The organism is Hahella sp. CR1, assembly GCF_029813005.1.
Taxonomy (GTDB): domain Bacteria; phylum Pseudomonadota; class Gammaproteobacteria; order Pseudomonadales; family Oleiphilaceae; genus Hahella.
In genome coordinates this window covers 1-22,534 of sequence record NZ_JAPELK010000004.1, presented here as the reverse complement: position 1 = coordinate 22,534, position 22,534 = coordinate 1, and the positions used below count along the sequence as shown (strand labels likewise).

Here is a 22,534-nt window from a genome sequence, read left to right as displayed (position 1 = left end):
CTCCCAAAGAACTTATTGCGAACGCCGTGCCGGCTATAGAAAAGTAAGAGATACGCATGTTGCCACATACTATTAGCGAGATCATAAGCGGACTCCGGGATAAGCAGTTTTCATCCCGTGAAATCACCCAGGATTACCTGACCAGAATCAAACGCCTCAATCCAGAATTGAATTGCTTCATCACCATTACTGAAGATCTGGCTCTCTCTCAGGCGGAACAAGCCGACGCTCGCCGCAATGCAGGAGAAGCCTCTATTCTGAATGGCGTACCTCTCGCGCACAAAGACGTCTTCTGCACAGAAGGCGTGACGACGACATGCGGCTCCAGAATGCTGGAAAAGTTTGTTCCGCCTTACGAGTCCACCGTCACCCGCAAGTTTATGGAGGCAGGCGCTGTCACATTGGGCAAGACCAACATGGACGAGTTCGCCATGGGCTCATCCAATGAGAACAGCTACTTTGGCCCGGTACGTAACCCTTGGGACACCGAGCGAGCCCCCGGCGGCTCTTCAGGCGGCTCCGCCGCAGCGGTTGCGGCCGGACTTTGCGCAGCGGCGACCGGTACAGACACAGGCGGATCGATTCGTCAGCCTGCCGCATTTTGCGGCCTGACCGGACTCAAGCCAACTTACGGACGCGTATCTCGTCTAGGCATGGTGGCTTTCGCATCAAGTCTGGACCAGGGCGGTCCTTTCGCCCGCACGGCGGAAGATGCGGCGCTGCTAATGAACGTCATGGCCGGACACGACCCCATGGACTCCACCAGCGCCCTGAACCCCACTGAAGACTATACTTCAGCGCTGGCGCAACCGCTGACTGGCGTCACTATCGGCTTGCCAAAAGAATACTTCAGCAGCCAGCTCAATGCCGAGCTCGAAAAAGCGCTGCAGGAAGCAATAAAAGTGTATGAGTCGCTGGGCGCTTCCTTTAAAGAGGTCTCCCTCCCCCATACAGAGCTGTCCGTACCCGCTTACTACGTTATCGCCCCCGCAGAGTGCTCGACCAACCTGTCGCGCTTCGACGGCGTTCGCTACGGCCATCGCTGCGATAACCCCAAAGATCTCGAAGACCTGTATCAACGTTCTCGATCCGAAGGTTTCGGGGACGAAGTAAAGCGCCGCATTTTAATCGGAACCTATGCACTGTCTGCAGGCTACTACGACGCCTATTATCGACAGGCGCAAAAAATCCGCCGCCTGATCAAAAACGATTTCGTGTCCGCGCTGAACGAAGTCGACGCGCTGTTATGCCCAACCACACCCGATGTCGCCTTCAAACTGGGCGAGAAAACGTCAGACCCAGTACAGATGTATCTTGAGGACATCTTTACTATCCCCGCCAGCTTGGCTGGTCTGCCTGCGCTTGGATTGCCTTGCGGCTTCAAGGGCGGTCTGCCCGTTGGGATGCAGTTGATCGGCAACTACTTTACTGAAGCCCGGTTATTGAACCTGGGACATCAATATCAGTTGAACACTGACTGGCATAAACGCAGTCCGGCCCTGGGCGAATAAGCCCACCCGCACTACATAAAGATTACGCAACCATTAGCGAAGAGGTCATATCATGGAATGGGAAGCGGTTATCGGGCTGGAAGTTCATGTTCAGCTCGCCACCAAATCCAAAATATTCTCCGGCGCAGCCACCACCTTTGGCGCAGAGCCAAACACTCAGGCTTGCGCTGTAGATCTGGCCATGCCTGGCATGTTGCCAGTCATGAACGAAGAAGCAGTGCGTATGGCAGTGATGTTCGGCCTGGCCATCGGCGCCGAAATCAACACACGCTCGGTCTTCGATCGCAAAAACTATTTCTACCCTGACCTGCCCAAGGGTTATCAAATCAGCCAGCTGGATCACCCTACCGTCAAGCAAGGCAAACTGGACATCCAGCTTGAAAATGGCGAGAAGAAGACAATTAGTATCACTCGCGCCCACCTGGAAGAAGACGCCGGAAAAAGTCTGCATGAAGATTTTCATGGCATGACCGGCATCGACTTGAACCGCGCCGGTACGCCTCTGCTGGAAATTGTGTCCGAGCCGGAACTGCGCAGCGCCAAAGAAGCCGTCGCGTACTTGAAGAAGCTGCACTCTATCGTTACCTACCTGGGCATCTCCGACGGCGACATGTCCCAAGGGTCCATGCGCTGCGACTGCAACGTTTCCGTTCGCCCGAAAGGTCAGAAAGAGTTTGGCGTTCGCACCGAAATCAAAAACGTCAACTCCTTCCGTTTTGTCGAAAAGGCTATTCAAGGTGAAATTGAAAGGCAAATCGACTTAATAGAAGGCGGCCTTAAAGTCGAGCAAGAAACACGTCTATATGACGCCGACGATGACGACACCCGCTCCATGCGCAGCAAGGAATTCGCCAACGATTACCGCTATTTCCCAGACCCAGATCTGCTGCCCATAGAAATAGACGAAGCCTATATAGAAGCTGTCCGTGACACCCTCCCAGAGCTACCAGAACAAAAGCTGGCCCGCTTCTGTTCAGAGTACGGTTTGTCTGACTACGACGCAGGCGTACTGGCCAGCTCCCGCGCGCAAGCAGACTACTTTGAAGTCGCAACAAGAATCGTCGGCGACGCCAAACTGACAGCCAACTGGGTGATGGGAGAACTGGCCAAACGCCTGAACCAGAATTCTCTGGATATATCTCAATCTCCCGTCCCGGCTGAAGGGCTTGGCAAGCTGCTGCTGCGCTTGAAAGACAACACTATCAACGGCAAAGCCGCCAAGGATGTGCTCGAGGCCATGTGGAATGGCGAAGGTGAGGCTGATGAGATTATTGAGAAGAAAGGCCTAAAGCAAGTTTCCGACACGGGCGCCATTGAAGCTATTGTTGATGAGGTCCTGGCGAATAACGCGGCTCAAGTCGAACAATATAAAGCCGCAGATGAAGCTAAACGCGGAAAATTGATCAGCTTCCTTGTCGGTCAGGCCATAAAAGCCTCCAAAGGCAAGGCCAACCCACAGCAAGTGAAGGCAATACTCGCCCAAAAGCTGAGCTAAACCCCAAAAAAGAGCCCTAAACGGGCTCTTTTTCATACTGGCTGCATCCGCAAGTTATACTGGACGCCCCCACAAGTCATACTCGTCCGCATCCTCTATCTCCACCGTAACCAGATCGCCCGGCTTCAGATGAGTTTGGTTGTCTAAAAACACTTGTCCGTCAATTTCCGGCGCATCCGCTTTGGAACGACAAACCGCTCCTTCTTCCACCACCTCATCCACGATCACGTCCATACGCTTGCCGATTTTCGCTTGCAGACGACTGGCGCTAATACGCTGCTGAACTTCCATAAAACGCTCCCAGCGCTCTTGTTTGACAGCCTCTTCAACAGGATCAGGCAGCTCATTCGCCGTGGCGCCTTCCACAGGAGAGTATTTGAAGCACCCGACACGATCCAACTGCGCCTCCTCAAGAAAGTCGAGCAGTGTCTGAAAGTCTTCTTCGGTTTCTCCGGGAAAGCCGACAATAAAGGTGGAACGCAGAGTGATATCCGGACACTGCTCACGCCATTTGCCAATTCTGTGCAGCACCTTCTCTGCATGGGCTGGACGACGCATATTTTTCAACACGGCCGGAGAGGCATGCTGAAAAGGAATATCCAGATAAGGAAGAATTTTGCCTTCCGCCATCATCGGAATAACGTCATCGACATGAGGGTAAGGGTAAACGTAGTGCAACCGCACCCAAACTCCCATACGCCCAAGCTCATCACAAAGCTCTTTCATACGCGTCTTGACCGGACGCCCTTCCCAGAAGCCGGTACGGTATTTGGTGTCCACCCCGTAAGCACTGGTGTCCTGAGAGATCACCAACAACTCTTTGACGCCGTTTTTCACTAGACGTTGCGCCTCGCCCAGCACATCACCGATAGGACGGCTCACCAAATCACCGCGGAAGGACGGAATTATGCAAAACGTACAACGGTGGTTACAGCCTTCAGATATCTTCAGATAGGCATAATGCTTGGGCGTGAGCTTAACCCCAGTATCGGGCACAAGGTTGAGGAAGGGGTTGTATTCAGGCTTCGGAGCCACTTGATGCACTTGGTTCATCACTTCCGAATAAGCGTGCGGGCCACTTACCGCCAGCACCTTTGGATGCACTTCGCGGATCACATCTTCTTTGGCGCCAAGACATCCAGTCACGATAACTTTGCCGTTCTCACGCAACGCTTCGCCAATGGCGTCCAGAGACTCTTGCACAGCACTGTCGATGAAGCCGCAGGTGTTCACCAAAACGACATCCGCATCCTCATAGCTGGCCGATATCTCGTACCCCTCCGTACGCAGTTGCGTCAGAATGCGCTCCGAGTCTACTGTGTTTTTGGGGCAGCCAAGGCTGACGAAACCCACTTTGCCGCTAGAAGAGGACATCTACCATCACCTGTCTATTCAGAAAAAGGCCGCCATTCTACCTAAGCTCAGCTCGAGAAAATAGATCAAATATCGCTCAAACTTCAACCAGCAACAAAGATTACACTCCGTAACAAAATACCCACATTGTTACAAAAAAATCGTGCTCTCTATGCCAAAAAGATTAATTTTAAATCAAATTCAATTTGGTACACTTAGCCTTCCATGTTGAATGTTAGTATCATTACTTAACCGACTATGATTCAAAGCAGTCCAACCGTCATGCAAAGAAATCTGAGGCATCATCTGCGCATTCCAACGGATTTCGTCGCTCATATCACCACACGCGACCAACGGGAATGCGACGCGGCCATCCACAACATTTCCAGAACGGGCCTCATGCTTGAGTGCGACCGCTGCATTCTGGAGACGTTGACGCCAAACGCCTTAAACTTCGCACCATTACGGCCAGTCTGCATCAATATTCGCTTCACTCTGCCTCTGGGCAAGAAAGATGTTGTTGAAGTAGAGACAGAGATGCTGGTCATTTACACTCGTCGACTGGCTCGCAACGCATTCCACGTAGGCTTACAATTCAAAGAATTGACGCCAGAGCAAACCCACCAACTTGAGCAGTATATCGCCGAGAATAAGCTGCGTTAGAAAATCGCCGCCGGATTTTCCAGGTTTTCATCTTAAGCTTTCTATTTGCGGCCTACGGCCCAAACAGGATGGAACCCCGAAAAGTTCGCCAAAAACAGCTGGCTATACGCAGCGCCGCTTACTTGAGTGAATCAGAAGCTACTAAAAGGCCATAGAAAACTATATCGTCAGAATAAACTCTTCTAAAAGCCATTCTTCTTATAATCACCAAGTGTTTGGTATAGTAGATGTAGCTTTATAACCCAATCATCCTCGGACATCAGCCTTACCGGAGACCCCTTACTAAGGAGTGCAGTTGAAAAAATGACTGATTACAACCTCACCCATCTAAAACAGCTGGAAGCTGAAAGTATCCATATAATCAGAGAAGTCGCCGCCGAGTTCGAGCGCCCCGTCATGCTCTACTCCATCGGAAAAGACTCTTCGGTGATGCTGCATTTGGCCCGCAAAGCCTTCTTTCCCGGCAAACCGCCCTTTCCTTTGATGCACGTGGACACGACCTGGAAGTTCAAGGATATGATCACTTTCCGTGATCAGCAGGCGGCGAAATTTGGACTGGACTTAATCGTCCACATAAATGAAGAAGGCGTACGCCAGGGCATCGGCCCTTTTTCTCACGGCAGCGCCAAGCATACCGATGTCATGAAGACCGAGTCTTTGAAACAGGCTCTCAATAAATATAAGTTTGATGCAGCCTTCGGCGGCGCCCGTCGCGACGAGGAGAAATCCCGCGCGAAAGAGCGCGTCTACTCTTTCCGTGACTCCAACCACCGCTGGGACCCGAAAAATCAGCGCCCGGAGCTGTGGAACCTGTACAACGGAAAGATCAATAAAGGCGAAAGCATCCGGGTGTTTCCTTTGTCCAACTGGACAGAGCTGGACATCTGGCAATACATCTATCTGGAGAATATTGAGCTCGTCCCTCTTTACTTCTCCGCCAAGCGCCCAGTTGTCGAGCGCGACGGCACGATGATTATGGTGGACGATGACCGCATGCCTTTAAAGCCGGGCGAAACCCCGATGATGAAAGACGTGCGCTTCCGTACTCTGGGCTGCTACCCGCTGACTGGAGCTATCGAATCTACGGCGACCACATTGCCGGAAATTATTCAGGAAATGCTGCTAACCACCAGCTCTGAACGTCAAGGTCGCGTTATCGACCACGACCAGGCTGGCTCGATGGAGCAAAAGAAACGCGAAGGTTACTTCTGATCCATTTGGAGAAGAAGCGCCTTCAGGGAAGCATTCATTTAGCAGAATTTAATTGAGTACGGTCCATGTCACATCAATCAAACCTAATCAGCGAAGACATTCTCGAATATCTGAAGCAGCACGAACACAAAGAGCTGCTTCGTCTTTTAACCTGCGGCAGCGTTGACGACGGCAAAAGCACCCTGATCGGTCGATTGCTGCACGACTCCAAGATGATCTATGAAGATCAACTTGAAGCCATCAAAAAAGACAGCGCTAAATCCGGCAATGCGGGTGAAAAGCTCGATTTATCCCTGCTGGTGGACGGACTTCAGGCGGAGCGTGAGCAAGGCATCACGATCGACGTCGCCTATCGCTATTTCTCCACCGCCAAGAGAAAGTTCATCATCGCCGACACCCCTGGCCATGAGCAATACACGCGCAATATGGCCACCGGCGCATCCACTGCGCAACTGGCCATCATTCTGATCGACGCACGTCACGGCGTACTGAAACAGACCAAGCGCCACACCTTCATCGCTTCACTGCTGGGCATTCAGCACATTCTGGTGGCGGTGAACAAAATGGACTTGGTGGACTACAGCGAGGAGCGTTACGAAGAGATCAAGCAGGAGTATCTGAGTTTCGCTAAGGGCCTGACTCTACACGACCTGAAATTCGTGCCGATTTCAGCGCTGGATGGCGACAACGTGGTCTCCAACTCACCGGCGATGCCCTGGTACAAAGACAAGCCGCTGATGGAAATCCTGGAGACAGTGGAAATCTCCCGCGACAAGAATCTGTCCGATTTCCGCATGCCCGTGCAGTACGTCAATCGTCCGAACCTGGACTTCCGCGGTTACAGCGGAACCGTGTCCTCGGGGATTATCCGCAAGGGCGATCCAGTCATGGCGCTGCCTTCCCGCAAAACCAGTACGGTCAAGTCCATCGTCACCTTCGAGGGTGAACAGGAAGAAGCATTCTCTGACCAGGCCGTGACGCTGACATTAGCCGACGAGATCGATATCAGCCGCGGCGACGTACTGGTTCGCCCAGACAATGTTCCCTGCGTATCCAACCGGATGCGGGCGCATATCGTCTGGATGAGCGAAGCGCCTTTGCTGCCGGGTCGTCAATACTACATCAAGCAAGCTACGCATCTGGCGACTGGCTCCGTTAGCCGCATTCATCATCAGATCGACGTGAATACGCTGGAGAAGAGCGAAACCGATACGCTGCAGTTAAATGAAATCGGCTCCTGTGAAGTCACGCTCAACCAGCCTCTGGTGTTTGACCCCTATTCACGCAACCGCACCACCGGCGCGTTTATCATCGTTGACCGATTGACTAACGTGACTATCGGCGCAGGCATGATTGAAAGCGCTGTAGACGATGCAGACATCGCTGCTTTCGCCCCCATTACTGACGCAGAACGTGAAGCCCGTAACGGCCACAAGCCTGGCCTGATTAAAGTCGAAGGCGAATTGGCGGATAAACTGGCTTACGCACTGGAACGCAACCTGTTTGAACGCGGTAAGTCGGTAGTGGTTGTAGAGGAAACTCTGGCTGAAGCCACATTAACCGCTCTGCTGAAAGCCGGTCTGCTGGTCATCGCCACCCAAGGCGTTGAGTCATACGAAGGCGAAGTCGCCGCGACGGTAAGCGCAGCAGATGAGAAAGAGCTTTCAACACAGGTTAACCGTGTCATCGGTGAGCTGGTGGAAAAGCACTACTTCGTGTAAGGCTTTCTTAGTCTATTCAAAGGCTCCAGGGTGACTTTCGCTCTGGAGCCTTTTTTATTTCCCGTTACTTCAATGCCTGCAAGCATTCGCCCAAAGCGCTAACCGCGCGATTCGCACATTCTATCGTAGCGTTATTACCCATTAGCCCAATACGCCAGATTTTCCCTTGCAGCGGCCCAAGCCCAGCGCCAATCTCCATGCTGTAATCCGTCAGCAGCTTAGCGCGCACCGCCGCTTCATCAACACCTTTCGGCACTTTAATCGCATTCAGCATCGGCAGACGGTAAGGCTCTTCCACCAGGAAGGATAGCCCCAGCGACTCCACGCCTCTCACCAAGGCCTCATGCGCAGCTTTATGCCTCGCCCAGCGATTCTCCAGCCCTTCGTCCAGGACCAGGCGCAGCGCCTCATGAATAGCGTACAGAGTATTGACCGGCGCGGTGTGGTGATACGCCCGCTGCCCGCCTTCAGCCCAGTAAGCCATCACCAGGCTCATATCCAGAAACCAGCTCTGCACGGGCTTGGCGCGGGAGCGAATGCGCTCCGCCGCCGCTTCACTGAATGACACTGGCGCAATGCCTGGCACCGCAGAAAGACACTTTTGCGCACCACTGTATATCGCGTCGGCTTTCCAGCCGTCTACATCCACCTCTATACCACACCAGGAAGTAACCATATCGACGACGGACAACACGCCATGCTCATGCGCAAGACGACACAAGGCCTCAGCATCGGAACGAGCGCCAGTGGACGTTTCCGCATGCACAAACGCCAGTAGCCGCGCATTGGGGTGCTCGTTCAAGACCTCCTCAATACGCTGCGGATCAACTGGGCTACCCCACTCAAATTCAACAACAATCGGTACGCCCCCTGCACGAACGACGTTTTCCACCATACGTTTGCCGAACACGCCATTGATCGCGACAATCGCCTGATCCCCCGGCTCCAGCAAATTAACCAAGCAGGTTTCCATGCCAGCAGAGCCAGGCGCCGAAACAGGCATCGTCAGTCTATTCTGCGTCTTGAATGTCGCCTGCAGCATCTGCTTGATCTGATCCATCATCTTGATAAAAACAGGGTCCAGATGACCGATGGTCGGTTGTGACATCGCCGCAAGCACGCTGGCGGGCGTGTTCGAAGGCCCGGGCCCCAGCAGTAACCGGTTGGGAATAGTAAAGCCTGTACTCATGCTTGGTTCCTTGAATCATTGTTATGGATAAAGGAAGTCTACAAGACAACGCAACATATCTCACGGTTGCTGAGTAAAACTCAGAATGCCCGCACAGCAGCCTTGCACTCTTTACTGGGGCGATTACAATCCGCCTTTAACTAGGGCACGGCTTCGTCCGGCGTCTCCCCGCACACTCAGGCTCGATTAAGGCTTACCTACTATGGCGATCAGCGAACTCAGCATTCAGGTACTGGAAAAATTCTCCGAAGACGACGCCAGCCAGACCCGAATTCCGCAACAACTGCCCAAGACAGGCACGGACAATGAGGCCGTTTTTCATACTTTACGTCGATTGTTCGCAGCCAAAACCGGTAAGGCTTTTGGCCGCATCAATCTTCACGCCGAGGGTCAAAGTTTCGGTCCCAGGCTAAAAGATTGGTACGAAGGGAAAATGTCTTTCCAACAGTTAACCGAAAAAGGCCTGGCCGATTTCAAAGAAAAACTGGACGTCATCCCCCTCACCACACAGAGCTATTTATTGTGGATTCACGACCAGCAGGGCGACGCCCGCACCCTTTATATTTTTGTCCTGGAAAGCAGCGTCACCAATGTCGTCACCAACGAATTGCAAATTGAGCCCATTGAGCATCTGGACCCGCAAGCCATCACTTTCGCCCTGCGTATCGAGCTAGACCCACTTTTCGCCAGCAATCAGCCTGATTGCGCCACCGTCTATCTACAACGCAACCTGCGCAAGATAGGCGAAGCGGGCTGCCATAGTTTTGGTTTCGCTACCCACGTGGACACCGTCAAAGAAACTGAAGTGGTGTTGAGTGGCCTGGAGCGCTTTGCGGAATCGCTGGACCCGAAAAGCGCAGCCAAGCTGAAGAAAAAGGCGGTTGAGTTCTGCTCAGATCAAGAAAAGCTGGGGGAAGCGGTACAAATTGAAGAGCTGTCTATCGCCATTGATGAGCAAAACCCCGATAAGTTCGCCCACTTTATGCGTGAAGCCATACCAGAAGCTCCAGCGGCGCTGCGCCCTGACAGCCGCAAGCTAAAACAGCTCGTCCGCTTTGCAGGCAGAGGCTCCGGCATGAGCTTGTCATTCTCTTCCGAAGCAATCAATGAAAGCATTATTTACGACAGCGAGAAAGACGCCCTCATTATCATGGAGATTCCCAAGTCTTTGAAAGCGCAGTTAAAACGCTATTTGAGCCCGCAAGACGAGCAAGAACAGAATCAGGACGACAACGGCGAATAAACTGGGGGCTGATACACAAGCTTAAGAAGATAGCGGCAGCGCCGGGAATACGGCGCCGCCATCAGAGCTAGCGATCCGTTTTCACTGGGGGACGGGGAAAACTGGCCACAGTCCCTCCTGACTTACCGGTGGAGATCTTTGCAGTTCCCTGCTGCTCCACTTCGTCAATACGGATAATGGACGTCATAGGAATGAAAGAGCGGCTTACCCCTGCAAACTCCCCTTTGAGCTTCTCTTCCGCAGGATCGACCAATAGCTGGGAGCGCTCACCGAACAACCAGTTCTCCACCTCAATAAACCCATACAGCTCACTGGAATAGACTTTACTCGCGTACAGCTCGAATACCTCATCCTGATTAAAGTAAACGACCCGAAAAACTTTTTTACTCGTCTTATTCGACATAAACACACCTGTAAATTCAATCGCTCAACTATCCGTATCGCCCTCGTAAGCCTTGAGAACAAAGGGGAAACGCTGAAAACCGGCTCAATCATATCACAGCCGCCACCGGGCTCTGGAGCCCATACTGCTAACTTTTTGAACGCCCCCCTACACTAGAGCCCGCCTAAAACGTATAATACGCGGTCCCAATTTTTAAGTTCGCAGATTCTTCGGGTGGTTTTGAATGGCGCAAAAACTCTTTATAAAAACCTATGGCTGTCAGATGAACGAGTATGACTCCTCGCGCATGGCTGACTTATTAGGTGAGAGTCATAGCGTTGAGCTCACCGACAACCCCGATGAGGCGGACATTTTACTGCTGAACACCTGTTCTATCCGGGAAAAAGCTCAGGAGAAAGTGTTTCATCAGTTAGGCCGCTGGAGAACACTTAAAGAAAAGAATCCTAATCTGCTGATTGGCGTCGGCGGCTGCGTCGCCAGCCAGGAAGGCGACGCTATTCGCGACCGCGCGCCTTACGTGGATATGGTGTTTGGCCCGCAGACCCTGCATCGTCTGCCGGAAATGGTCAACTCCGTCGCCCATCAAAAGATCCCGATGGTGGACGTCACATTCCCCGAGATTGAAAAGTTCGACCGCCTGCCCATGCCCAGCAGCGAAGGCGCCAGCGCCTTCGTCTCCATCATGGAAGGCTGCAGCAAATACTGCACATTCTGCGTAGTGCCCTACACTCGCGGCGAAGAAGTCAGCCGCCCTGTGGACGATGTCATCGCAGAGATCGCGCATCTAGCCGGACAAGGCGTGCGTGAAGTCAACCTGCTCGGCCAGAACGTCAACGCATACCGAGGACTGACCCACGACGGCGATTACATGGATTTAGCTGAGCTGATCACTTATGTCGCCTCAATCGACGGCATTGATCGCATCCGCTACACCACTTCGCACCCAGTCGAATTTTCCGACTCACTTATCGAAGTTTACGCCAGCGTTCCCAAGCTGGTCAGCCACCTGCACTTACCCGTGCAAAGCGGCTCCGACCGTATACTGAACCTGATGAAGCGCGGCCACACTGTGGCGGAGTACACAGACAAACTGCGTCGCCTGCAAGAGATTCGTCCTGACATCAGCCTCTCCTCTGACTTCATTGTTGGCTTTCCAGGGGAAACTGACGCGGATTTCGAGGAAACCATGAATCTGATCAATGAGATAGGCTTTGACCACTCATTCAGCTTCGTTTACAGCGCTCGCCCGGGCACTCCCGCCGCGAATCTGGAGGACAACGTCTCCGAAGAGGCCAAGAAGCAGCGTCTGGCGATTCTGCAACAGCGCATCTTGCAGTTCGCACAGGACATCAGCCGCAAAATGGTCGGCTCCACCCAGCGTATTTTGGTGACTGGCGTATCCAAGAAAGACCCTGGCGAACTGCAGGGACGCACCGAAAACAATCGTGTGGTGAACTTCCGTAGCGACAATCATGACATTATCGGGCGCTTTGTCGATGTCACCATCACTGCCGCCCTGCCCAACTCACTGCGCGGCGAACGCGTTGATGGCCTGGACTATTAAGTCACAGGCCCATATCACACTATCAGGCGATATATTTTGAACGAACCAGCCATCAGCTTTAAGCTGGAACCCGCTGACCCCATCAGACTGCAAGCGCTATGCGGGCAGTTTGACGAGAACCTGCGCTTAATCGAACGCCGCCTGAAGGTGCGCGTCGCCTATCGCGGGCACGCCTTCACTCTGTTTGGGGAAGAAAAGAACGCCCTGGCGGCGGCGGAAATCATCCGTCATATTTACCGTGAAACAGAAGCTTCCACGTCCATAGAACCCGATACAGTCCATCTGTTTATTCGCGAGTCCGGGGCCGAGGAAGAGGACGAAACAAGCAGCTCTTCCGGCAGCGTTGTCATCCGCACGCCCAAGCTACATATTCGGCCACGCGGTCAAAACCAGATTCACTATGTGAAGTCCGTCCTACAGCACGACATCAACTTCGGCGTCGGCCCTGCAGGCACAGGCAAGACTTACCTGGCGGTCGCTTGCGCAGCACAAGCGCTGGCCGACGACCAGGTAAAACGAATTCTGTTGGTGCGCCCTGCGGTTGAAGCGGGAGAAAAACTAGGGTTCCTGCCTGGCGACCTGGCGCAAAAAGTCGACCCCTATCTGCGCCCTCTGTACGACGCGTTATACGAGATGTTCGGTTTCGAGCACGTCAATCGACTGCTGGAAAAAGGGCTGATCGAAATTGCGCCGCTGGCTTTTATGCGCGGCCGCACGCTGAACAACGCTTTTATCATCCTGGATGAAAGTCAGAACACCACGCCAGAGCAGATGAAGATGTTCCTGACCCGGATCGGCTTCGGCTCAACTGCGGTAGTTACTGGAGACCCCACCCAGGTCGACCTGCCGAAAGGCGTCCCATCCGGACTGGTTCAAGCATTGAAAGTACTGGAGGACGTCAAAGGCGTCAGCGTCACCAAATTCCTGAGCAAAGACGTCGTTCGTCACCCGCTTGTACAAAGAATTGTTGATGCGTACGAAGCATTTAACAAAAATTCCATTTGAAAATCGTCGCCGAAGCCCATATAAACGAAGCAAACGCATCTAAATAAAGCAGTTTATGAGTCTCGACGTCGATATCCAGATAGCCTCGGAAGAGGCTGACCTTCCAAGTGAAGAACAGCTGATTCTGTGGGCGCAAGCAGCCCTGCGCGAAACAGGCGACCATGAGGTGACCATCCGCATCGTTGACGCGGAGGAAAGCCAGGAGCTGAACGCGCAGTATCGCGGCAAAGACAAGCCAACCAATGTCCTGTCCTTCCCTTTTGAAAACCCGCCCGGATTAACTTTGCCCCTGCTGGGCGACTTGGTTATTTGCGCGCCGGTAGTGTTCAACGAAGCCGTTGAGCAACAAAAAACCGCCGCTGCGCACTGGGCTCATATGGTCATTCATGGGATGCTGCATTTACAGGGATACGACCATATAATTGACGAGGAAGCAGAGGTTATGGAAAGTCTCGAAACAGAACTGATGACCAGTCTGGGCTTTCCCCCTCCCTACGCCACCAACAGTTCGTTAGCTGAAGGGTAACACAACATCAATGAGTGACGATCATTCGGGTAGCCAGCAAATCTCTCGCTCATGGCTTGACCGTATAACCCAGGCCTTTTCCGATGAACCGCAAAACAAGGAAGAACTCCTGCAGATTATGCGGGAGGCGGAAAACCGCAACATCATAGATCCCGACTCTCTAAGCCTGATTGAGGGCGCCATGCAGGTCACAGACATGCAGGTCAGGGAAATTATGATTCCTCGCGCTCAAATGAGCGTCGTCAAGGCTTCCCAAAGCCCTCAGGAGTACATGGACGAGCTGCTTGAGTCCGCCCATTCCCGCTATCCTGTCATCGGTGAATCCAAAGACGAAGTCGTGGGCATTCTGCTGGCTAAAGACCTGCTTGGACTGGCGCTGAAAAACGAATTAAACAAAAGCAAAGTTCAGGACATTCTGCGTCCCGTATGGTTTATTCCAGAGAGTAAGCGTTTGAATCAGCTGCTGAAAGAGTTCAAGGAAAACCGCAATCACATGGCGATTGTGGTGGACGAATATGGCGGCGTGGCCGGCCTGGTGACCATCGAGGACGTGCTCGAACAGATTGTTGGCGAAATCGAAGATGAACATGACTTCGATGAAGAAAGCCTCATCAAATGCACTGGCCACAACCAATATGTCGTCAAAGCGCTGACCCCGGTGGAAGAGTTTAACGAATACTTCACCACCAACCTGGACGAAGAAGAGTTCGACACAATTGGCGGGCTGGTCATCAAGCAGTTTGGGCGCCTGCCCAAACGAGGTGAAACGGTCTCCTTTAACGGCTTCGACATCAAGATACTCAACGCGGACAGCCGCCAGATTCGCCTGATTCAGGTCAGCCGCACGGCATGAAGTCCGCTTTGCTGAGAAACTGGGTGGCTCCGGCCGCCGCAGGCGGGCTGTTCACCCTTTGTTTCGCCCCCTACAACCTGTGGTTCTGCGCTTTTCCCGCCGCCTTGATCCTGCTGAATGTATTTCAATTCGGCAAGATCAAACAAGCTCTGGCGCAGGGCTGGGCGTTTGGCCTCGGACTATTTGGCTCCGGCGCTTCCTGGGTTTACGTCAGCATCCATGAACATGGCAACGCCAGCGCAGTGCTGGCCTTTATCCTGACCGCCGCCTTTGTCGCCGGCATAGCCTTATTCCCCATGCTGCAATTTGCGATAACCGCCCGCCTGACCCGGAGACGCTTATCGCCGGGCCTGGAAGGGCTTGTTTTTATCGCCATGTGGGTTTTGTTCGAATGGGTCAGATCCTGGTTACTGACAGGCTTCCCCTGGCTATTTCTGGGCGTCGCCTTTATCGAAACGCCATTAGCCGGCTGGGCGCCGATACTGGGCGTCTATGGTGTGGCCTTTTTGTTATGGTTGACCTGCCACGCCTTAAACCTCAGCTATCGTAACCGCAAATCTTTGGCTGCCCTCGCCTGCTCAGCAACCTTAATCGTCGGAGCCTGGGGCGGAGGCGCCTTATTACAGCAAATTGAATGGACGACTCCACGAGGCGAACCTATTCAGGTCAGCATGGTGCAGGCGAACATTGCACAGGAAGTAAAATGGCTTCGCGAAAATCGTGAAGTTATTACAGAGTCTTATCTCACTCTCACCGAACCACTCTGGGACAGCGACCTGATTATCTGGCCGGAAACCGCACTCCCTTATTTCAGCAGCCAGGCGGGACCACTGCTCAAGCAGCTGGACAAGCAAGCCAAAGAAAACAACGCCGCCTTGATGATGGGCATTCTTAGCGCGGATAGAGGTGAAGACGCCAGGATAAATATTTACAACAGCTTTATCGCGCTGGGCCAAGGCGAAGGCTCATACAACAAGCAAAAGCTGGTGCCCTTTGGCGAATACGTGCCCTTGGAGTCTTGGCTGCGGGGGCTTATCGACTTCTTTAATTTACCCATGTCCAGCATGCAAAAGGGCTCGCCGACACAAGCCCCGATCCGCTTTCGGGACGCCACCCTGATGCCATTCATCTGCTATGAAGTGGTGTATCCAGACTTCGTGGCAAAGCTGGCGCAAGAACCTGAGTTATTGGTGACGGTCAGCAATGATAGCTGGTTCGGGGCTTCTATCGGCCCACACCAGCATCTGCAAATCGCACAAATGAGAGCGCTGGAGAACGATAAGTTTATGCTGCGCTCCACCAATAACGGCATTACCGCCATCATTGACCCACATGGCCGCATCGCCTCTCGCGCTCCGCAGTTTCAGGCAACTACATTAAGCGGCGCGGTAGAATTACGCCAAGGAGCTACGCCCTTCTCACGGCTGGGATCCTGGCCAATTCTGATCATCGCCACGCTGTTACTGGCTGGCGCACTATTACTGGGACGGCGCGAGCAGACTGCAGTCCCCGCCGCCGCATTAGAGCAGGCGGGTTAGTCTCCGTCTTCTGGAGCGCCATCTCCTTCAAGCTCGGGTTCGTAGGGCCAACGGGATGTAAGCCGCTGAAAATAGATGCCCTGGCACCGGTGACAAGTGTCGATATGCGACGTTTCCACCAAGCAGACCATTTTGCCGCATTGATCGCATTTAAGTACGCCCGGGCAAGCGACCTCGCCTGCAACATAGGTTCCCGGATCATGGTGCAGCTGGTAATCCAGCTTCTCCAAATCCACCAGGGTTTTATCCGCGATGGACAGTAGCGCGTCGCCGATGCGCTGCTCAATCAGGTCAATGTCCAGCCTCAGCCACTCGCGCAGCCCTTTACCCGTCTCTGCAACAAAGTGGTAAAGCTCTTTCATGTCGCGTTTGACGTAGGCCTCCAGAAGATTCCACTCCTCCTTGGTCAGCTTCGCCAGCCCCTGCTCAAACTCGACAGCCTGATCAATCTCCTGCTTAACGGTCTCCCATGTCTTTACTTCAACGTCAGCGAGAGATTTCTCAACGCGCTGCAGAATATTGTTGTACGCCTGCACGACATGTTCAGGCGCTTTATCCTCCTGCTTCATACCTTAACCTCCCGGATATGCGAGATCTTGTTTTCAACCCTACTCCAACCCTATCTGTAGTCAACACTATTAGGTTAGAATAAACGGCTTTCATGGCGGAAAGTCCGCCATTAACCCATTGTGTTTACACGCCCCCAGCGCCTTGCCGACGCAGAGTCCATCAGTAAGGATTATGTCACGCTTGCAAGCCGACGTTTTTGATCCGGGGCGATAAACCTTAATTAAAGCGATCAGGCGAAAAAAGACGACCGATGGAAGAACTGTACCACCCAAAAAAAGTTGAGCAGGAAGCGCAAAAGTTCTGGGAAGAAACCGATGCATTCAAAGTGGACGAGGAGCCAGGTAAAGAGAAGTTCTACTGCCTGTCCATGTTCCCCTACCCCAGCGGCAAGCTCCACATGGGCCATGTCCGTAACTACACCATCGGCGACGTCATCTCCCGCTACCAGCGGATGCAGGGTAAGAACGTTCTCCAACCCATGGGCTGGGACGCATTCGGTCTACCGGCGGAAAACGCCGCATTGAAAAACAACGTGGCGCCAGCCAAGTGGACTTACGAAAACATCGCTTACATGAAAAACCAGTTGAAGCTGTTGGGCTTCGGTTATGACTGGAATCGCGAATTGGCCACTTGCCGCCCTGAATACTACAAATGGGAGCAATGGTTCTTCACCCGCCTTTACGAGAAGGGGCTGGTCTACAAAAAAATGTCCACGGTCAACTGGGACCCGGTGGACGAAACAGTATTAGCCAATGAGCAGGTTATCGACGGCAAGGGCTGGCGCTCCGGCGCGGTTGTGGAGCGTCGCGAAATCCCGCAATGGTTCATTAAGATTACGGACTACGCGGAGCAACTGCTCAATGATCTGGACCAGCTGGAGAATTGGCCTGAACAGGTCAAAACCATGCAGCGCAACTGGATCAACAAGTCTGAAGGGGTTGAGTTCCACTTCAAGCTGAAAGACCACGATGGCGACCTGCTGGTATACACCACGCGCCCTGACACCATTATGGGCGTCACTTACGTCGCTATCGCGCCACAACATCCGTTGGCGCTGGAAGCCTCCGCCAATAATCCTGAGCTGGCGAAGTTCCTGGACGAGTGCAAAAACACCAAAGTCGCAGAAGCGGACATGGCCACGATGGAAAAGCGCGGCATGGACACCGGCTTCTTCGTCATCCACCCGCTTACAAACGAGCCTGCGCCGATCTGGGTCGCCAACTTTGTCTTGATGGACTACGGTTCTGGCGCAGTTATGTCCGTGCCCGGTCACGATGAGCGCGACCACGAGTTTGCGCTGAAGTACGGCTTGCCCGTCAAACAGGTTATTTCCGTCATCGACGCCGATGAGGCGGATATTCAGGAAAAAGCTATTACCGAGAAAGGTATCCTGGTCAACTCTGGCGAATTTACCGGCATGACGTCTCTGGAAGCGTTTGATGCGGTCGCCGAAAAGTTGACCGCCATGGGAATCGGTGAGAAAAAAGTCAACTATCGTCTGCGTGACTGGGGCGTATCCCGCCAACGTTACTGGGGCGCCCCAATCCCCATGATGACGCTGGAAGATGGCTCGGAAGTTCCCGTTCCTTTGGCCGACCTCCCCGTGAAATTACCTGAAGACGTGGAAATGGACGGCGTCAAGTCCCCTATAAAAGCAGATCCTAACTGGAGCAAGCGCAGCTATAACGGCCAGCCAGCCACCCAAGAAACTGACACTTTCGACACCTTCATGGAGTCCTCCTGGTATTACGCGCGCTTCTGCTGCCCTAACCTGGAATCCGCCATGCTGGACCCCGCAGCCGCCAACTACTGGCTGCCCGTAGACTACTACGTAGGCGGGATCGAGCACGCCATTCTGCACTTGTTGTACTCGCGCTTCTTCCACAAATTGCTGCGTGACGAAGGCTTAGTGGATAGCGACGAGCCATTCAAGAAGCTGTTGTGCCAGGGCATGGTGATCGCAGAAACCTTCTACCGCGAAGATCCATCCGGCAAGAAAACCTATTTCAATCCTAAAGACGTTCGCATTGATATTGATACTCACGGCAACTCGCCAAAGGCCTTCCTCAATGAGGATGGTCAGCCCGTTATCATTGGACCCAAGGAAAAAATGTCCAAGTCCAAGAACAACGGCGTTGATCCGCAAGAGCTGATTGACAAGTACGGCGCCGACACTGTTCGCCTGTTCACAATGTTTGCAGCGCCGCCTGAGCAATCACTGGAGTGGTCAGAATCCGGCGTTGAAGGACAACACCGTTTCTTGCGCCGCCTGTGGAAACTGGTGCACACACACGTTGAGAAGAAAGGGGCTGCGCCGCTGAATGTGGCCGAACTGAATGAAGCTCAGCGCACACTGCGTCGCAAAACTCATGAAACCATCAAAAAGATGACGGATGAGTTTAATCAGCGCATGGCAATCAACACTGGCATCGCGATGGTGATGGAGCTGTTGAATGAGTTAAGCCGTTTTGAAGACGATTCGCCCCAAGGTTTGGCGGTTGTACAGGAAGCGCTTGAAACAGCCGTGCTGGTGCTGGCTCCGATTGTTCCCCACATTAGCCACGGACTGTGGCGCGAGCTGGGGCACAAAGACATCGTCATGAACGCTACCTGGCCAAAATTGGATGAAAAAGCGCTTGAGAAAGACAGTATAGAGCTGGTTGTTCAAGTGAACGGAAAATTGCGTGCACGCATCCAGGCGGCGGCAAGCGCCAGCAAAGACGAGCTTGAGAAAATGGCGTTCGATGACGAGAACGTTCAGCGCTTCATGGAAGACAAAACCGTCGTTAAAGTCATCGTTGTACCAGGTAAACTGGTCAACATCGTGGTGAAGTAAAGCGATGCGAATTGCCATAAGACTACTCTTGGCGGGGATGGCTGGCCTCCTCGTCAGCGGTTGCGGTTTTCATCTGCGCGGTCAGATGGAACTCCCCTCTTCTCTCCAGGCGCTCAATTTGAGCTGCCCGGAGGGCGACGCCAGAGTGCTCTGCGGAAAAGTGCGCGAAAGCCTGCAGCAAGCTTCTGTTCAGGTCAGCGAGGGAGGAGCTGATGCTCCCACCTTGGCGATCGGGGGCGTTGAAAACAGCCGCCGCGCCGTAAGTCTGGACAGTAGCGCCAACGCCGCCGAGTATGAGCTTTCCCGCAAAGTCACTTTCAGCCTGACCGACGCGCAGGGCGAGCCATTGATTCAACCAACATCGCTACAGCAGTTCCAGTCTTATCAATATGACAAGCTCAGCGTGCTTGGCAAAGAGAAGGAAGAGAACAGCATTCGCGATGACCTGGACAAGCTGCTCGCTACAGAAATTCTCAATCGTCTGGCGGTATATAGCGAACGAGCTTCGGCGCCGGCGGCGAACTGAGCCTTTCTCATGCGCATTAAACCGGAGCAGCTGCAAAGCAACCTGAACAAACATCCCCCCGCCGTTTTTGTGGTGAGCGGGGATGAACCGCTGTTGCGCCAGGAAGCCTGTGACGAAATTCGCGCCTACAGCCGTAAGCAGGGGTTTAGCGAGCGTATCGTCTTTCACACGCCCAAGAACTTTGACTGGAGCGCTCTTGATGAGCATACCCAGTCTTTCTCTCTCTTCGGCGAAAAGAAGCTACTGGAAATTCATCTGGATAGCCTGCCAAATGATGGCGGTAAAAAACGCCTCGCCGCTTTTAGTGAAAGCCCACCCGAAGACTGCCTGATGCTGATCATCAGTGATCGCATTGAATCCTCCACTCTTAATACAAAGTGGTTCAAATCAATTGAGACACACAGCCTTCACGTTCAGGTATGGCCGATCAGCCATGACCAGTTGCCTAACTGGATAAACCAACGCCTACATAAATTAGGGTTCACGCCCACATCCGGCGCAGTGAAAGCATTATGCGATCATGTTGAGGGCAATTTACTGGCGGCCCGACAGGAGATGGAGAAACTGCGTCTATTGTCCGACGACGCCAATCTGGACGAAGAGCAAGTCCTGCGCGGCATATCCAACAGCAACAAGTTCACCGTGTTCAATCTGGTGGACGCCTGTCTGGAGCGAAACCCCAAACAGGCGCTGAAAGTGCTGCAAACGCTGCAGGCGGAATCCTTCGAACCCACCATCGTGCTTTGGTCTCTGGCCCGCGAGGTGCGCCTGATCGCCAAACTCTACAAACATTCGCAAACCTCCCAGGGCCTGGAGCAGGCGTTGCAGAAGGAAAGAGTTTTCAAGAATCGCTGGGCCTTATACAAACGCTTCATTCCGCGCTTTAACGCCGCCCGGCTTCGAGATATTCACCAGGCCTGCCAAGCCGCAGACAGATCCATAAAGGGCTTGGATAGCACTCCTGTTTGGTCTACCCTGACTTACGCCGCATTGGAGCTGGCGGGCGCAGGATTATCTACTTCCTGATTGATACCCCGTCACCGAAAAGCCACCTTCAGGTTGATGCAGATCAACCAGTTAACGCTGTTGCTGTCTATGATTAATGGAACTTAAATCATCGGGAGAGATGAAGCATGAGCACACTGCAAGACGAGATCAAAAGACTCAAAGACTCACTGAAACAGGAAAGGGACGAGTTGCGGCTACAGCTGAATCTGGCCAAGGCGGAAGTCCGGGACGAGTGGGAAGATCTTGAAAAAGACTGGGATAAGTTCGTCGGCAAACTGCAGCAGGCAGGCAAGGAAGCAGGCCAGACCGGCAAAGAAGTCAGCGAAACCGCCAAGAAAATGGGCGAAGAGTTACGCTCCGGCTACCAACGCATCAAAGATCGTCTCAAGTAATCCCTGGCCTGGGGTTAACCTCCTACGCTTAGCCGCCACAGCCCTCCTATCATAGGAAGCGGCCCTGTTTACACTGTACTTTGCTGACAATTTGTAATATAGGTGTAAATGGGTCCGCTTAGCCCTGACCATGTCAGCGGCCCTGCGAATCACCGAATAAAAACAATCAGATTACGGATCCGCAAATGAGGAATACAGTCACCGTCCTACTGGGTGTTTTTATGGCGTGCTTGCTTAACGTCACCCATGCCCAAACCAAATTCAACGATCCCAAACAGACACTCAAGGAAGAATTCTGGGGCAAACTGTACGCCAATGGCGGCAAGACGTTCTTTTGCAAAAAAGAGTTCAGCAAGAAAAGCATCCTGGTTACTGAAAGCTATATCTATTCATCGCTTTGGATCAGAGACAACCTGGAGTGCGGCACACCTCGACAATGCAGAGAGAACAACGAGGCATATCGCCGCATGGCGTCCGATTTGCACAACATATACCCAGAAGACGCCCGTTTTGAACTGGAGCGCCGCGCGGCAAAATTTGAAGAGTTAGGTAATGAAGTCAAAGCTAATGAGTGCGGCATCCGTCAGGTATTCGGCATAATCGATCCTCCTGACGATATAAAAGGCGACATTGCTCGAAGCCTTCTTTACATGCACACCACTTATAGCCTTCCTTTGTACGGCAACCTCGACCAATTAAAACGCTGGTCCCGCGCCGACCCTCCCACTGCAGAGGAGATCGCACGCGATGTACAGATTCGCGAGCTGCAGGGCAACAGCAACCCCTTTATCACCCATCCCGAGTCCGCCGACCAAGTCATGCTGAACCGCTGAGGTTTCTTTCAGCCTAGACGCGCATTTGACGTCAGACCGTGTCTAGTCCTGAAATAGGTTGACACCTATTTCGTCTCAAACGCCCGATGCACC

Annotated in this window: 20 protein-coding genes; 16 read left to right on the top strand and 4 right to left on the bottom strand. The window is 53.1% G+C overall.

From position 1 onward, the window contains the following. The first annotated feature begins 56 nt into the window (after window positions 1-56). Together gatA and gatB are read left to right on the top strand one after the other, a co-directional pair. Window positions 57-1,511: an Asp-tRNA(Asn)/Glu-tRNA(Gln) amidotransferase subunit GatA gene (gene gatA, locus ONV78_RS10670; protein WP_279503132.1), complete on the top strand. Its 1,455-nt coding sequence runs from the start codon at window positions 57-59 to the stop codon at window positions 1,509-1,511. 52 nt (window positions 1,512-1,563) lie between these two features. After that, window positions 1,564-3,006, top strand: coding sequence for an Asp-tRNA(Asn)/Glu-tRNA(Gln) amidotransferase subunit GatB (gene gatB, locus ONV78_RS10665; protein WP_279503131.1), 1,443 nt, complete (start codon window positions 1,564-1,566; stop codon window positions 3,004-3,006). Window positions 3,007-3,060: 54 nt separating this feature from the next. Here the strand turns inward: gatB and rimO are convergent, their stop codons facing one another. Further along, window positions 3,061-4,380 (bottom strand): 30S ribosomal protein S12 methylthiotransferase RimO, encoded by a 1,320-nt coding sequence (gene rimO / locus ONV78_RS10660; RefSeq protein WP_279503130.1) that lies wholly within the window; start codon window positions 4,378-4,380, stop codon window positions 3,061-3,063. A 261-nt stretch (window positions 4,381-4,641) separates the two neighbouring features. Here rimO and ONV78_RS10655 point away from each other — a divergent pair, with 261 nt between their 5' ends. From ONV78_RS10655 to cysN, 3 genes are all read left to right on the top strand, one after another. Further along, window positions 4,642-5,022, top strand: coding sequence for a PilZ domain-containing protein (locus tag ONV78_RS10655; protein WP_241566998.1), 381 nt, complete (start codon window positions 4,642-4,644; stop codon window positions 5,020-5,022). Between the two features lie 303 nt (window positions 5,023-5,325). Beyond that, window positions 5,326-6,234 (top strand): sulfate adenylyltransferase subunit CysD, encoded by a 909-nt coding sequence (cysD, locus tag ONV78_RS10650; RefSeq protein ID WP_279503129.1) that lies wholly within the window; start codon window positions 5,326-5,328, stop codon window positions 6,232-6,234. Between the two features lie 65 nt (window positions 6,235-6,299). Then, on the top strand, window positions 6,300-7,955 hold the full coding sequence (gene cysN / locus ONV78_RS10645; RefSeq protein WP_279503128.1) for a sulfate adenylyltransferase subunit CysN: 1,656 nt from the start codon (window positions 6,300-6,302) through the stop codon (window positions 7,953-7,955). 64 nt (window positions 7,956-8,019) lie between these two features. Here cysN and ONV78_RS10640 read toward each other — a convergent pair whose 3' ends face one another. After that, entirely contained in the window at window positions 8,020-9,144 is a 1,125-nt protein-coding gene (locus ONV78_RS10640) for an alanine--glyoxylate aminotransferase family protein (protein WP_279503127.1), read from the bottom strand. A gap of 202 nt (window positions 9,145-9,346) precedes the next feature. On the opposite strand from ONV78_RS10640, the gene ONV78_RS10635 reads away from it, so the two are divergent. Beyond that, the gene (locus ONV78_RS10635; RefSeq protein WP_279503126.1) at window positions 9,347-10,387 is read left to right on the top strand and encodes a nucleoid-associated protein; all 1,041 of its coding nucleotides are present in this window, start codon (window positions 9,347-9,349) and stop codon (window positions 10,385-10,387) included. A gap of 67 nt (window positions 10,388-10,454) precedes the next feature. Here ONV78_RS10635 and ONV78_RS10630 read toward each other — a convergent pair whose 3' ends face one another. Then, a complete protein-coding gene (locus ONV78_RS10630; protein WP_279503125.1) occupies window positions 10,455-10,790 on the bottom strand; it encodes a DUF1820 family protein in 336 nt (111 codons plus the stop codon). Between the two features lie 223 nt (window positions 10,791-11,013). On the opposite strand from ONV78_RS10630, the gene miaB reads away from it, so the two are divergent. Genes miaB through lnt form a run of 5 tightly spaced genes read left to right on the top strand, consistent with a single transcriptional unit; the run spans window position 11,014 to window position 16,276 of the window. After that, complete coding sequence (miaB, locus tag ONV78_RS10625; protein WP_279503124.1) at window positions 11,014-12,354, top strand: tRNA (N6-isopentenyl adenosine(37)-C2)-methylthiotransferase MiaB; 1,341 nt, start codon at window positions 11,014-11,016, stop codon at window positions 12,352-12,354. Window positions 12,355-12,390: 36 nt separating this feature from the next. Next, window positions 12,391-13,359 (top strand): PhoH family protein, encoded by a 969-nt coding sequence (locus ONV78_RS10620; RefSeq protein ID WP_279503123.1) that lies wholly within the window; start codon window positions 12,391-12,393, stop codon window positions 13,357-13,359. Window positions 13,360-13,414: 55 nt separating this feature from the next. Further along, a complete protein-coding gene (gene ybeY / locus ONV78_RS10615; RefSeq protein ID WP_279503122.1) occupies window positions 13,415-13,885 on the top strand; it encodes an rRNA maturation RNase YbeY in 471 nt (156 codons plus the stop codon). A gap of 10 nt (window positions 13,886-13,895) precedes the next feature. Next, window positions 13,896-14,738 carry a transporter associated domain-containing protein gene (locus ONV78_RS10610; RefSeq protein ID WP_216735079.1) on the top strand — a complete coding sequence of 281 codons (843 nt, stop codon included), beginning with the start codon at window positions 13,896-13,898 and terminating at the stop codon, window positions 14,736-14,738. Further along, complete coding sequence (gene lnt, locus ONV78_RS10605; RefSeq protein ID WP_279503121.1) at window positions 14,735-16,276, top strand: apolipoprotein N-acyltransferase; 1,542 nt, start codon at window positions 14,735-14,737, stop codon at window positions 16,274-16,276. The genes ONV78_RS10610 and lnt overlap by 4 nt, the downstream gene beginning before the upstream one ends. On the opposite strand, the gene ONV78_RS10600 is transcribed toward lnt, so the two are convergent. Then, window positions 16,273-16,845 carry a zinc ribbon-containing protein gene (locus ONV78_RS10600; protein WP_279503120.1) on the bottom strand — a complete coding sequence of 191 codons (573 nt, stop codon included), beginning with the start codon at window positions 16,843-16,845 and terminating at the stop codon, window positions 16,273-16,275. The two genes, lnt and ONV78_RS10600, sit on opposite strands and share 4 nt — an antisense overlap. 251 nt (window positions 16,846-17,096) lie before the next feature. Here ONV78_RS10600 and leuS point away from each other — a divergent pair, with 251 nt between their 5' ends. The 5 genes from leuS (at window position 17,097) to ONV78_RS10575 (ending at window position 22,441) form a co-directional block, all read left to right on the top strand. Beyond that, a complete protein-coding gene (leuS, locus tag ONV78_RS10595) occupies window positions 17,097-19,682 on the top strand; it encodes a leucine--tRNA ligase (RefSeq protein ID WP_279503119.1) in 2,586 nt (861 codons plus the stop codon). Between the two features lie 4 nt (window positions 19,683-19,686). Continuing rightward, window positions 19,687-20,208: an LPS assembly lipoprotein LptE gene (gene lptE, locus ONV78_RS10590; RefSeq protein ID WP_279503118.1), complete on the top strand. Its 522-nt coding sequence runs from the start codon at window positions 19,687-19,689 to the stop codon at window positions 20,206-20,208. A gap of 9 nt (window positions 20,209-20,217) precedes the next feature. Continuing rightward, on the top strand, window positions 20,218-21,234 hold the full coding sequence (holA, locus tag ONV78_RS10585) for a DNA polymerase III subunit delta (RefSeq protein ID WP_279503117.1): 1,017 nt from the start codon (window positions 20,218-20,220) through the stop codon (window positions 21,232-21,234). Between the two features lie 107 nt (window positions 21,235-21,341). After that, the gene (locus ONV78_RS10580; RefSeq protein ID WP_127968955.1) at window positions 21,342-21,608 is read left to right on the top strand and encodes a hypothetical protein; all 267 of its coding nucleotides are present in this window, start codon (window positions 21,342-21,344) and stop codon (window positions 21,606-21,608) included. Window positions 21,609-21,829: 221 nt separating this feature from the next. Next, on the top strand, window positions 21,830-22,441 hold the full coding sequence (locus tag ONV78_RS10575) for an endonuclease (protein WP_279503116.1): 612 nt from the start codon (window positions 21,830-21,832) through the stop codon (window positions 22,439-22,441). Window positions 22,442-22,534: the final 93 nt, after the last annotated feature.